At 37.0% G+C, this 12,439-nt stretch carries 11 protein-coding genes and 1 rRNA gene; 4 read left to right on the top strand and 8 right to left on the bottom strand.

What is annotated here, in order from left to right:
• The 8 genes from M3189_RS22005 to dnaA form a co-directional block, all read right to left on the bottom strand.
• Positions 1-104: ribosomal RNA gene (locus M3189_RS22005) — 16S ribosomal RNA — on the bottom strand; the annotation flags it as partial.
• A gap of 316 nt (positions 105-420) precedes the next feature.
• A complete protein-coding gene (gene gyrA, locus M3189_RS22010; RefSeq protein WP_251638006.1) occupies positions 421-2,997 on the bottom strand; it encodes a DNA gyrase subunit A in 2,577 nt (858 codons plus the stop codon).
• A 116-nt stretch (positions 2,998-3,113) separates the two neighbouring features.
• Positions 3,114-5,036, bottom strand: coding sequence for a DNA topoisomerase (ATP-hydrolyzing) subunit B (gene gyrB, locus M3189_RS22015; RefSeq protein WP_251638014.1), 1,923 nt, complete (start codon positions 5,034-5,036; stop codon positions 3,114-3,116).
• A gap of 69 nt (positions 5,037-5,105) precedes the next feature.
• Positions 5,106-5,354 (bottom strand): extracellular matrix regulator RemB, encoded by a 249-nt coding sequence (gene remB, locus M3189_RS22020; RefSeq protein ID WP_251638016.1) that lies wholly within the window; start codon positions 5,352-5,354, stop codon positions 5,106-5,108.
• Between the two features lie 9 nt (positions 5,355-5,363).
• Complete coding sequence (gene recF, locus M3189_RS22025; protein ID WP_251638018.1) at positions 5,364-6,482, bottom strand: DNA replication/repair protein RecF; 1,119 nt, start codon at positions 6,480-6,482, stop codon at positions 5,364-5,366.
• 20 nt (positions 6,483-6,502) lie between these two features.
• The gene (gene yaaA / locus M3189_RS22030; RefSeq protein ID WP_251638020.1) at positions 6,503-6,718 is read right to left on the bottom strand and encodes a S4 domain-containing protein YaaA; all 216 of its coding nucleotides are present in this window, start codon (positions 6,716-6,718) and stop codon (positions 6,503-6,505) included.
• A gap of 103 nt (positions 6,719-6,821) precedes the next feature.
• Positions 6,822-7,958, bottom strand: a complete 1,137-nt coding sequence (gene dnaN / locus M3189_RS22035) for a DNA polymerase III subunit beta (RefSeq protein WP_251638022.1) — start codon at positions 7,956-7,958, stop codon at positions 6,822-6,824.
• A 209-nt stretch (positions 7,959-8,167) separates the two neighbouring features.
• Positions 8,168-9,514: a chromosomal replication initiator protein DnaA gene (gene dnaA, locus M3189_RS22040; RefSeq protein WP_251638023.1), complete on the bottom strand. Its 1,347-nt coding sequence runs from the start codon at positions 9,512-9,514 to the stop codon at positions 8,168-8,170.
• A 696-nt stretch (positions 9,515-10,210) separates the two neighbouring features.
• Between dnaA and rpmH the strand changes: the two genes are divergently transcribed.
• The 4 genes from rpmH (at position 10,211) to jag (ending at position 12,313) form a co-directional block, all read left to right on the top strand.
• Positions 10,211-10,345, top strand: coding sequence for a 50S ribosomal protein L34 (gene rpmH / locus M3189_RS22045; protein WP_063255153.1), 135 nt, complete (start codon positions 10,211-10,213; stop codon positions 10,343-10,345).
• Positions 10,346-10,428: 83 nt separating this feature from the next.
• Positions 10,429-10,773, top strand: a complete 345-nt coding sequence (gene rnpA, locus M3189_RS22050; protein WP_251638026.1) for a ribonuclease P protein component — start codon at positions 10,429-10,431, stop codon at positions 10,771-10,773.
• Between the two features lie 146 nt (positions 10,774-10,919).
• Entirely contained in the window at positions 10,920-11,696 is a 777-nt protein-coding gene (gene spoIIIJ, locus M3189_RS22055) for a YidC family membrane integrase SpoIIIJ (protein WP_251638028.1), read from the top strand.
• Positions 11,693-12,313, top strand: a complete 621-nt coding sequence (gene jag, locus M3189_RS22060) for an RNA-binding cell elongation regulator Jag/EloR (protein WP_251638030.1) — start codon at positions 11,693-11,695, stop codon at positions 12,311-12,313. The genes spoIIIJ and jag overlap by 4 nt, the downstream gene beginning before the upstream one ends.
• The last annotated feature ends 126 nt before the right edge of the window (positions 12,314-12,439 follow it).

The following is a 12,439-nucleotide window of genomic DNA, read 5'->3' on the forward strand; positions in this document are numbered from 1 at the left end:
CCGCCGCTAACCAAGAGGTGCAAGCACCTCTTGATTCGCTCGACTTGCATGTATTAGGCACGCCGCCAGCGTTCGTCCTGAGCCAGGATCAAACTCTCCAAGAAAGTTGATATAGCTCATTTGTTACGTTGGCTTAGCTTTTAAAAAAAAGCTAAAAAATTGTTTGTTGACGTTCTTGTTTGTTTAGTTTTCAAAGACCAATCTTTCAATATCGCTCAGAAGCGACTTTATTAATATATCATCTATTAATATGAATGTCAACGTTTAATTGTTTATATGTTGCTTTACAATTAATTATCTTGCCGACTCAAATGAGTATACCAGCATTAATACTATCAATCAAGAGAAAAATATCAAATAGCGAAAAATTAATGAAAAAGGAGCACCTAGCTTAACTAGATACCCCTTTTTCATTATTATTTATTCTTCAGTAGTATCAGAGCTATCATCATTAGAATTTAACTCATTTCCTGCAGTATCTTCTTCTGTTTGAGTTACTGCCTCTATGCCTTCTGTTCCATCTATTTCTTCAGTATCCTCAAAATCTGCTTCTTCTGAAACATCTTCTTTTTCTACTTTCGCAACAGTGGCAACAAAATCATGCTCGTCGCCTTTGATGCTAATTAATTTAACACCTTGAGTGTTACGTCCCATAGTCGAAATGCCAGCTACATCAATACGAATAAGGACACCGCCAGTAGTGATTAACATTAAGTCTTCTTCACCTGTAACAGCTCTTACAGAAACTAGAGGACCATTTTTTTCAGTAACGTGGCATGTTTTAATACCTTTTCCGCCTCTTCCTTGAATGCGGTATTCCTCTGCTGGTGTTCGTTTACCATAGCCGTTCTTCGTAACAATAAGGACGCTGCTATTTTCCTCGAGCACCTCCATACCAACTACCTCATCATCACTGTCTAGGGTAATCCCTTTAACACCCGTTGCAGTTCTGCCCATTGACCTGACATCTGTTTCTGGGAAACGGATTAGCATTCCCTTTTTAGTCCCAATGATCATATGTTTGGACCCATCGGTTAAACGTACAGAGATGAGTTCATCCCCTTCACGAAGACTTAACGCTATGAGACCATTATTACGAATATGTGCAAATGATGTTAGAGGTGAACGTTTAGAAACACCCTCTTTGGTTGTAAAGAATAAGTACCAGTCATCCACAAATTCCTCAATCGGAATGATGGCATTAACCCATTCTCCCTTTTCCACTCCAAGAAGATTGATAATTGGCAGACCTTTAGCCGTACGGCTGTACTCAGGAATTTCATATCCCTTTGAACGATAAACCTTTCCTTTGTTGGTAAAGAAAAGAATAGTATCATGGGTAGAAGTCGTGATTAAATGCTCAACAAAATCATCTTCGTTTGTCCCCATCCCTTGTATACCTCGGCCGCCTCTCTTTTGGGCGCGATATGTTGAAACAGGGAGACGTTTAATATAGCCATTATGTGTTAAAGTAATAACAATATTTTCACGTGGAATGAGATCCTCATCTTCAATATTCTCAATTCCTCCTGTTACAATTTCAGTTCGGCGCTTATCATTAAAACGCTCTTTGATTTCAAGTAATTCTTCACGAATGATTTCAAGTACCTTTTCTTCATCCGCTAAAATAGCTTTAAGCTCAGCGATTAGCTTTACTAAGTTTTGGAATTCTTCCTCAATTTTCTCTCTTTCTAAACCAGTTAAACGCTGCAAGCGCATATCTAGAATTGCTTGAGCTTGCTTTTCAGAAAGGTTGAATTGTGTCATCAAACCTTCGCGTGCAATATCTGTTGTCTGCGAGCCTCGAATTAAACTAATAACAGCATCCAGATTGTCCAATGCAATCCTTAAACCATCCAAAATATGCGCACGTGCCTCTGCTTTACGAAGCTCAAACTCTGTCCTTCTACGAATAACTACGATTTGATGGTCTAAATAATAGACTAAGCATTGTTTTAGATTTAACACCTTTGGATGGCCGTTTACAAGAGCTAATGTATTGATTCCAAAACTAGTTTGCAGTGATGTTTGTTTATAGAGATTATTTAAGAGGACATTTGCATTTGCATCTTTACGAACCTCAATAACAATCCTCATTCCATTACGGTCTGATTCATCCCGTAAATCTGTAATGCCTTCAATTTTTTTATCGCGATGTAATTCTGCAATTCTCTCAACTAATTTTGCTTTATTAACTTGATATGGCAGCTCATTAACAATGATAACTTCTTTGCCATTTGATTTTTGTTCAATTTCTACTTTTCCGCGAATGGTTATAGACCCTCTGCCTGTTTCATATGCTTTACGAATACCACTCCTGCCAATGATGATTCCTCCGGTTGGAAAATCCGGACCAGGAATGATTTCCATTAACTCTTGAATCGAAATTTCCGGATCACGAGAAACGGCTAAGACACCATCAATAACCTCGCCAAGCTGGTGTGGTGGAATATTCGTAGCCATACCTACAGCAATACCCATAGAACCATTTACTAGCAGGTTAGGGAATCTAGCAGGTAAAACGGAAGGCTCTCTTTCCTCACCATCATAGTTATCTTGAAAATCAATCGTATCTTTGTTTAAATCTCTTAATAATTCCATTGATATTTTAGACATTCTCGACTCTGTATAACGCATCGCTGCAGCCGAGTCACCATCTACTGATCCAAAGTTACCATGACCGTCAACAAGCATATAACGATAGTTAAAGTCTTGCGCCATCCGTACCATTGTTTCATAAACGGCAGAATCTCCATGAGGGTGATATTTACCGATTACATCCCCAACAATACGAGCTGACTTTTTATAAGGCTTATCAGCATGTATTCCCAAATCATGCATAGCGTATAAAATACGGCGATGAACTGGTTTTAATCCATCTCGAACATCTGGAAGGGCACGAGAAACAATAACACTCATTGCATAATCAAGAAATGATGTTTTCATTTCTGTACTGATATTAATATCTTTTATTTGAGAATTTGGTGTTTCTGCCATAATAGTACCTCCTATTTTGGTGACAATCTGCCTTTTACTAGTCATCCTAGTTCCAAGATAAACGAAAAAAGGAGGATAGTGGTCACCCCTCTATCCTTTTCTATATACGCTTTTCTTTAAATATCTAAATTCTTAACGTATTGTGCGTTTGCTTCTATGAAGTTACGACGTGGTTCTACTTTGTCACCCATTAACATTTCGAATGTTTCATCTGCTTCAATCGCATCTTCAAGACTTACTTGAAGCAATGTTCTATTAGAAGGATCCATTGTCGTTTCCCATAATTGTTCAGGATTCATTTCTCCTAAACCTTTATAACGTTGGATATTAGGCTTTGGCTGACTTGGAAGCTCAGCGAATATTTTCTCCAGCTCTTTGTCATCATAAGCATATCGAATCTTTTTCCCCTGCTGTACTTTATATAAAGGCGGCTGTGCGATATAGACATAGCCAGCTTCTAAAATTTTTCGAATATAACGGTAAAAGAAAGTTAACAATAGAGTTCGAATATGAGCACCATCAACATCCGCATCCGTCATAATGACTATTTTATGATATCTGGCTTTTGCAATATCAAAATCTTCTCCAATACCTGTTCCAATTGCCGTTATCATCGAACGAACCTCGTTATTAGATAGAATCCTGTCTAAACGCGCCTTCTCAACATTAAGAATTTTTCCTCTTAATGGCAGAATAGCTTGGAAATGACGGTCACGGCCTTGTTTTGCTGAACCACCTGCAGAATCACCCTCAACGATGTACAATTCACTAATTGAAGGGTCCTTTGAAGAACAATCTGCTAATTTCCCGGGTAAACTTGAAACTTCTAAAGCACTTTTACGGCGCGTCAGCTCTCTTGCTTTCTTTGCAGCCATTCTCGCTCTTGCAGCCATTAATCCTTTTTCAATAACTTTTCTTGCTACTGAAGGATTTTCCAATAGAAATTTATCAAAGTGGCTAGAAAATAATGAATCAGTAATGGTCCTAACTTCAGAGTTCCCAAGCTTTGTCTTTGTTTGCCCTTCAAATTGTGGGTCAGGATGTTTAATCGAAACAATAGCTGTTAATCCCTCTCGAACATCTTCTCCGGTTAGGTTCGTATCATTTTCTTTTATCAAATTATTTTTTCTAGCGTAATCATTAATCACTCGGGTTAAACCTGTTTTAAAGCCTGACTCATGTGTCCCGCCTTCATAGGTATGGATGTTATTAGCGAAAGAATATATGCTTTCGGTATAACCCTCATTGTATTGAAGGGCTACTTCAACGCTGATGCCATCGCGTTCACCCTCAATAAAGATTGGTTCATCATGAACGACTTCTTTTGTGCGGTTTAAATGCTCTACATAGGATTTAATCCCGCCTTCGTAGTAGTATTCATTCTGTTTATTTTCCACACGGTTATCTTTAATCGTAATTTTAATCCCTCGATTTAAGAATGCGAGTTCGCGGAGACGAGTTGCCAGAATATCAAACTCATATTCCAATGTTTCAGTGAAGATTTCTCCATCTGGTTTAAAGTGAGTAATCGTACCTGTTTTATCCGTCGTTCCAATTACCTCTAGTTCTTTAGCTACAGCTCCACGTTCGAATTTAATGGCGTAAATATTACCGTCACGATGGACATAGACCTCTAAATTGGTAGAAAGCGCATTAACAACTGACGCACCTACACCATGCAGACCACCAGAAACCTTATATCCGCCGCCGCCAAATTTACCTCCGGCATGAAGAACAGTCATAATAACTTCAACCGCTGGCCTGCCCATTTTTTCCTGAATGCCAACAGGAATCCCACGTCCATTATCTTTAACCGTTATACTATTATCTTCTTCAATGATGACATTGATTTCGTCGCAATAACCAGCCAAAGCTTCATCAATACTGTTATCTACTATTTCCCAGACAAGATGATGAAGGCCTTTTCCACTAGTTGAACCAATGTACATACCAGGTCTTTTTCTAACAGCTTCTAGACCTTCGAGAACTTGTATTTGATCGGCACCGTATTCTTGTTCCTCGACTAATTTTTGTTCCATTGTCATATTGTTCACCCCGCACTTTCATTCAAAAAATACTCTATACACCTAAAATGAAAAATAATAATTTCAAAATTCCTGCATTTCCTTTTGATTTGAACGTTTTTTTAATGTTCCGGAAGATATAGGGGATAAATAAACCTTGTCATATGTAATTACGACGGATTTAAAGGGGTTTTTTGAAAGGTTAACGAGCTTTTCCTTATGCTGTTTTAAGAATTCCTCAAGTAAGTTTGATGAATTCACGCACCCTTTATCAAGAATGGCGATGATATCCTTCGCCCTGATATTTAAATCTTCCCCAACATGTATATACACACTTCCACCTCAATTAACTTTTTTGATAAAACCAGACTCTACTTCAAAAGTCGAAGCCTCTTTTAATGTTTGATGATGGATGCCGTCAACGCTAGTTGTTGTAACGAATGTTTGGACTTTCCCCTGTATGGTATTAAGCAAGTGTGACTGACGATAGTCATCTAATTCAGATAGGACATCGTCAAGGAGTAAGATTGGATATTCGCGAATTTCTGAATGAATTAACTCAATTTCGGCAAGTTTAACAGAAAGCGCGGTTGTTCTTTGCTGGCCCTGTGAGCCAAACGTAGAGACATCTCTCTCATTGACAAAAAACAACAAATCATCACGATGAGGTCCGAATAGGGTTGTTCCTCGTTCTATTTCCCTTGTTCTGACTTTGCTGAATTTTTCTTCGAAGCATGCTTTCATTTTCGACAAATCTTGATCTTCTAATACATCCACTGATGGTTTATAGACAATTTCCAATGATTCTAGTCCTCGAGAAATGCCTTTATGAATAGGTTTAGCCCAATTTTCAAGCAAATGAAGAAATTCAAATCTTTTTAGTACAATTCTCACAGCCATATCGATAAACTGTTCCGTGAGAATTTCAAGCATGGTTTGGTCGGTCTGTTTTTTTATTTGCAGCATCTTCAAAAAATGATTACGTTGTTGAAGTATTTTTTGATACTGACTCATATCATGTAAATAAATGGGCGAAACCTGCCCAATTTCCATATCAATAAATCGCCTTCTTATTTGAGGGCTGCCTTTAACTAAATTTAAATCTTCTGGTGCAAACATGACTACATTCATGTTCCCAACATATTGGCTTAATTTTCGCTGCTCCATATGATTGCATCTAGCTCTTTTACCCTTTTTAGAAATAATTAATTGCAAGGGCAAAGAATTGTACTGTTTTTGGACCCTTCCCTCTATTTTAGCATACTCCTGATCCCAGCGAATAAGATCTTTATCATTTGAGGTTCGGTGGGATTTAGCCATTGCTAAAACATAGATAGACTCCATGACATTTGTTTTCCCCTGGGCATTTTCCCCAAGTATCACATTAACTTTATTTTCAAATTCAACTGATAGGCTCTCATAATTTCGATAATCTCTTAGCGCTAATTGTTCAATATACATGAAAACGACACAACCTTTAGTTACTCGGTTATCAAAAATTCTCCGTGACCAGGAATCCTCACTTTATCTCCCACTCGAAGCTTTCTACCTCTTCTTTGATCTTGTTCACCATTAATAAAAATATCGTTTTCACCTAAAAACCATTTGGCCATACCGCCAGATTGGATGACGTCAGCTAATTTAAGAAATTGTCCTAACGTAATAAACTCAGTATTTAGCTTTATTTCTTCGGGCAATGTTTTTCACTCATTTCTAAAATGGTCTCAATACTTTATTTTACTAAAAAAAGATAAATAAAGAAAGTCACCAAAATCATGGTGACTATTTGTAAAGTTCATCCTAGTAAGTTCTAACTGGCAAAATCAACTGAAGTGTTGTCTCGTCATGCAGCGGTTTAATAACAAACGGGCGCATAGCACCAGTAAAACTCACTCTAATATCTGTACCTTCGAGTGCCTTTAAGGCATCCATCATATATTTAGCGCTAAAGGAAATCTTTAATTCTTCTCCATCAATCGACTGACTTTGAATTTCCTCGACAACTTTTCCTACTTCAGGTGTGTTAGAAGAAATTTCAATTACACCGCTATCTATCGTTGAAAGTTTGACTACATTGTTTCTACCTTCACGAGCTAATAGGGAAGCACGATCAATGGCATGAAGGAATTCCTTCGTATTAACAATGATTTCTGTTTTACTTTCATCTGGAATTAGTCTAGAAGTATCAGGATAATTCCCTTCAAGCAGCCTTGAGAAAAATAACAGATGCTTCGCTTTAAACAAAATTTGATTTTCAGTAATAACGATATCAATTAATTCATTCGAGTCATCAATGATTTTACTCAATTCATTCAAACTCTTACCAGGAATTACTACATTGTAGCTTTCGTTATTTTCCGTTTCAATTTTTGCCTTTCGTAATGCCAGGCGGTGACTATCTGTTGCAATACAGTTTAATTCACCGTTTTCGATCTTCCAGTTTACACCTGTCAAGATGGGACGTGTTTCTGAGGTGGACACTGCGAAAAAGGTTTGGCGAATCATCATTTTTAACAAATCGGTAGCTATGTGAAACTTATTACTTTCTTCGATTTGTGGCAGGTGTGGGTATTCCTCTGCATCAAGTCCGTTCAAGTTAAATTCTGATTTACCAGAACGAATAACAGTCTGTAAAGACCCTAGTACTTCAATTTCAACACTATCTGTCGGTAATTTCTTAACAATCTCACTAAAGAATTTTGCTTGAAGGACAATGGAACCACTTTGTTTAATCTCAACGATTTCGTCTCCATCTTCCTCATTAGGAATAAATGATTCAATTGAAATATCTGAATCACTTCCTGTAAGGGTGACTCCCTCGCTTGTAGCTGTAATTTTAATTCCCGTCAGTATTGGAATGGTTGTTCTTGATGTAACAGCCTTCATTACATCTTGGACACTTTGAACAAGACGGTCCCTTTGGATGATAAATCTCATATCAAAATCCTCCCAGCAATTTTTTATTTCTAAGTACGAATAAATCTAATTTCTGCAACATATAATAATAAGTTTTTTAAAAGAAAAAATAGTAGAAGTACTAGTAGGGCCTGTTAGTATGTGGATAACCCACTCTTTGCAATGGAAACACAGTCTATCAACATGTGGACAGACTGTGTATAAACAGGGATGAGTTATTCACAATTACACTAAACTTTCAACAGCTCATTTAATTCTTTCATCTGCTTTTGCAGCTGTAAGTCAGTTTGCATTAGCTTGGATATCTTTTCATGGGCATGGATGACAGTCGTATGATCACGTCCTCCAAACTCTTCTCCAATTTTTGGCAGAGAATAATCGGTTAATTCCCGTGACAAATACATAGCAATTTGTCTAGGAAAAGCGACAGATTTTGTCCGTTTTTTCGCTTTAAAATCCTCAAGCTTAACACTGAAGAGTTCACCGACTGTTCTTTGGATTTCATGAATCGTGATTACCCTTGGCTTTGAACTTGGAATGATATCTTTTAAAGCTTCGGATGCTAGATCTGCATTAATATCCTTATTGATTAAAGAGGAATAGGCAACAACACGGATTAATGCGCCCTCTAGCTCTCTGATATTTGTATCAATTTGATTTGCGATATAGAGCATTACTTCGTTTGGAATATCTAAACCTTCTGCCTTTGCCTTTTTCCTAAGGATGGCAATTCTTGTTTCCAAATCTGGTGGAGTAATATCCGTAATTAATCCCCATTCAAAGCGTGAACGAAGGCGATCCTCTAGTGTCGGGATTTCCCTTGGCGGACGGTCACTTGAGATGACGATTTGTTTGCTCTCTTCATGAAGAGTATTAAAAGTATGGAAAAATTCCTCTTGTGTTGATTCTTTTCCTGCCAAAAATTGAATATCATCAATTAACAGCACATCGACATTTCGATATTTATTGCGGAATTCTACCGCTTTATTATCACGAATAGAATTAATAAATTCATTCGTGAATTTTTCTGAAGATAAATAAACCACCTTAGCGTTCGGTTTATGCTCTAAGACGTAATGGCCAATTGCATGCATTAAGTGTGTTTTACCTAATCCAACGCCCCCATAAATGAATAAGGGGTTATAGGCTTTTGCTGGTGCTTCAGCTACAGCAAGGGATGCAGCATGAGCAAATCTGTTGCCAGAACCAATAACAAACGTATCAAACAAGTATTTAGGATTTAATATATTTTGCGGAAACTCATGTTGATCTTCCTCTTTTTTTGCCTTTTTTGCTGGCAATAATAAGTCTGGGTCTTCCTCTTTTTGATTTTGCGGAATAATGAACTTAACTGATAGCTCTTCACCAGTAATTTCGTACAGAATACCAGCAATTAACTGGGAATAACGCTCCTCGAGCCAATCACGTGCAAATTCATTAGGAGCAGTGATCACAAGTAGATTGCCTTGAAGGGAATGGGCCTTTGTAGACTTCAGCCAGGTGTCATAACTAGGTTTGCTAATTTTCTTCTCAATATTGGCTAGAGCAGCATTCCAAAGATCCGCAATATTCTCCAACGGTTGTCCCTCCTTTTTTTTCTTTTATCTATCTATAGAAATGCAATTTGCAGTTTGTTTTTCGTCTAGACTCCATATATAGTGATATTTTTTCACAAAGAGTTAGGAAGTATCCTCATTCGAAATGAACAAAAGTTCTGTGAAAAAACAACGTTATACAAGCTGTATAACCTATTAATTTATAAATATACGAAACATTGGTTGTGGAAAAACATATTATAGGAAATAAAGTGGAGTTTCGACAATATCCACCGCTTGTGGACAAGTTTCTGCAGTATGCCAGAATAACTTGTCCACACCTTATCCACAATTTGTGGATAACATTTATTTGAGACGAAGTTATTCAGAGTGAAAACACAAATATAATATCAAATAAAAGGCAGACGTGCAATGCCTTTTCATAGTTTATCCACAATGAAAGCAGTCTGTGATTAAAACTTGTCCACAAGTAGTGTGTCTTGTGCAAAAACTGTCAATATCTTGTGAAACTGTGTAAAAAAAGTCGAAAAAAATATCCACAGGTTAATTTTTAATAGGATTTTTGGAAAATGAAAATTTCATGAAGGAAAAAGATCTCACTGCAAAAAATTTAGATGCTGGGGAACAATATTATAGGGACGGTTGACAATATTGGGGTCACTCTTTATAATAAGTTAGACTGTCTTTAACAGCTATTCCTCAGGGAGGTGTCATATAATGAAAAGAACGTATCAACCAAATAAACGTAAACATAGTAAAGTTCATGGTTTCCGTAGTCGTATGAGCAGTGCTAACGGACGTAAAGTTCTAGCACGCCGTCGCCAAAAAGGAAGAAAAGTATTATCAGCTTAGGCCACTGAAACATCAGTGGTCTTTTTTCTAATAAAAGTATCTTTCAGAGTGGAAAGATTTTTGTATAGATGGAAGGTGTTTTCATGAAGAAAGAATTACGGATTAAGAAGAATAAAGAATTTCAAGAGGCATTTCAAAAGGGACAATCATTCGCAAATCGACAATTTGTTGTTTATAGTCTGAAGAAAGAGGATCAAGACTATTTTCGAATTGGCCTGTCTGTCAGCAAGAAAATTGGAAATGCTGTAATGAGGAATCAAATAAAAAGATACATAAGACAAGCTGTTTTCGAATTGTCAGATTTACTTTTACCAGGTAATGATTACGTCATTATTGCTAGAAAACCTGCTGCCGAAATGGACTTTTTCGAAGTGAAAAAGAGCTTAACCCATGTTTTTAAGGTTGGTAAGGTTTTAAAGAAGAAGTAGTCAGCCAAAATAATGGTGCACACTTAAAATTTATAAGACAAATTATTCTAAAAGATGGTAAAATACCTATGAAATATTCAATTAGATATTTATTAAAAAGGGTATTACTTAAATAGTATATATATTGTTCAAGGAGGAAAATTCGGTTGAAGAAACGAATATTACTTTTGATTGGTATCGTTTCTGTTTTTCTGTTTTTAACAGGGTGTACAGAAATTAATAAACCAATTGATGCTGAAAGTACAGGTTTTTGGAACGAATATATTGTATATCCGCTCTCCTGGGTAATTGTGAAAGGGGCAGAAATCCTTGGTGGCAGCTTTGGATTTTCATTGATTGTCGTTACCATCCTAATTCGATTAGCCATTCTACCATTAATGATAAAGCAGACGAGAAGCTCCAAAGCCATGCAGGCATTGCAGCCAGAAATGAAGGCTCTTCGAGAAAAATACAGCTCCAAAGATCAAAAGACACAACAGAAATTACAACAAGAGACGATGGCACTTTTTCAAAAGCACGGAGTAAATCCGATGGCGGGATGTTTTCCATTAATCGTCCAGATGCCTATCTTAATTGGTTTCTACCATGCCATTTCAAGAACAAGAGAAATTGCTGATCACAGTTTCCTATGGTTTGATCTAGGAGACAAGGATCCTTTTTATATCTTACCGATTATTGCAGGTATCACTACATTTATTCAGCAAAAATTGATGATGGCCGGACAAGAGCATAATCCGCAAATGGCGATGATGCTTTGGATGATGCCGATAATGATTGTCATTTTTGCTTTTAATTTCCCTGCAGCCCTTTCCTTGTATTGGGTAGTAGGAAATCTTTTCATGATTGTTCAAACCTATTTCATTAAAGGACCGGATTTGAGAAAGGCGCAGGAATCCGGTAATGCGGGAGGAGCAAAAAAGTGAAACAAGTAACTGCTACCGGACAAACTGTCGAAGAAGCAGTGGAATCAGCTTTAGCTCAATTAAATACAACAAAAGACCGCGCAGATGTAGCTATTATCGATGAAGGTAAAAAAGGTTTTTTTGGAATTTTTGGTTCGCGTCCAGCTGTTGTTAAGGTCACGGTGATTATTGATCCAATTGATGAAGCAAAGAAGTTTCTGCTTCAGGTTAGTGAACAAATGGGAGCTCCCATCAGTATTGAAATTAAACGCGATGGAAAACAAGTTTTGTTCGTTATGACTGGAGAAAAGATTGCTCTTTTGATTGGAAAAAGAGGACAAACATTAAATTCGCTGCAATATTTAACGCAGCTTATCATTAATCGCTTTTCCAACCAATACTTAACGCTAATTTTAGATGCAGAAGATTACAGAAATCGAAGAAATGATACGTTGAATCAATTAGCTCATCGTCTTGCACTAAAGGCTTTAAAGACTGGCAGGGATGTAGCTTTAGAACCAATGCCTTCATACGAGCGTAAAGTCATTCACACAGCTTTATCCAATAACAAACGTGTAAAAACCTTTTCAGATGGATCGGATCCACACAGACATATCGTTATTTCACCAGTTAAATAAAATAGTGAGAAAGACATCCTTTGCCGAAGGATGTCTTTTTTTTGCGTGTTGTCGAAATTTAGATGTAAATAGTATCTGTTTATAACAATTATATGAAATCTCTTGTTTTATTGTTATTCACATGTG

Source organism: Neobacillus niacini, assembly GCF_023715415.1.
In the GTDB taxonomy this organism is placed as follows: Bacteria; Bacillota; Bacilli; order Bacillales; family Cytobacillaceae; genus Neobacillus; species Neobacillus niacini_C.

Coding starts and splice junctions, on each gene's coding strand:
- gyrA (WP_251638006.1), bottom strand. CDS start 2,997: ATGGCAGAAACACCAAATTCTCAAATAAAAGATATTAATATCAGTACA.
- gyrB (WP_251638014.1), bottom strand. CDS start 5,036: ATGGAACAAAAATTAGTCGAGGAACAAGAATACGGTGCCGATCAAATA.
- recF (WP_251638018.1), bottom strand. CDS start 6,482: ATGTATATTGAACAATTAGCGCTAAGAGATTATCGAAATTATGAGAGC.
- dnaN (WP_251638022.1), bottom strand. CDS start 7,958: ATGAGATTTATCATCCAAAGGGACCGTCTTGTTCAAAGTGTCCAAGAT.
- rpmH (WP_063255153.1), top strand. CDS start 10,211: ATGAAAAGAACGTATCAACCAAATAAACGTAAACATAGTAAAGTTCAT.
- rnpA (WP_251638026.1), top strand. CDS start 10,429: ATGAAGAAAGAATTACGGATTAAGAAGAATAAAGAATTTCAAGAGGCA.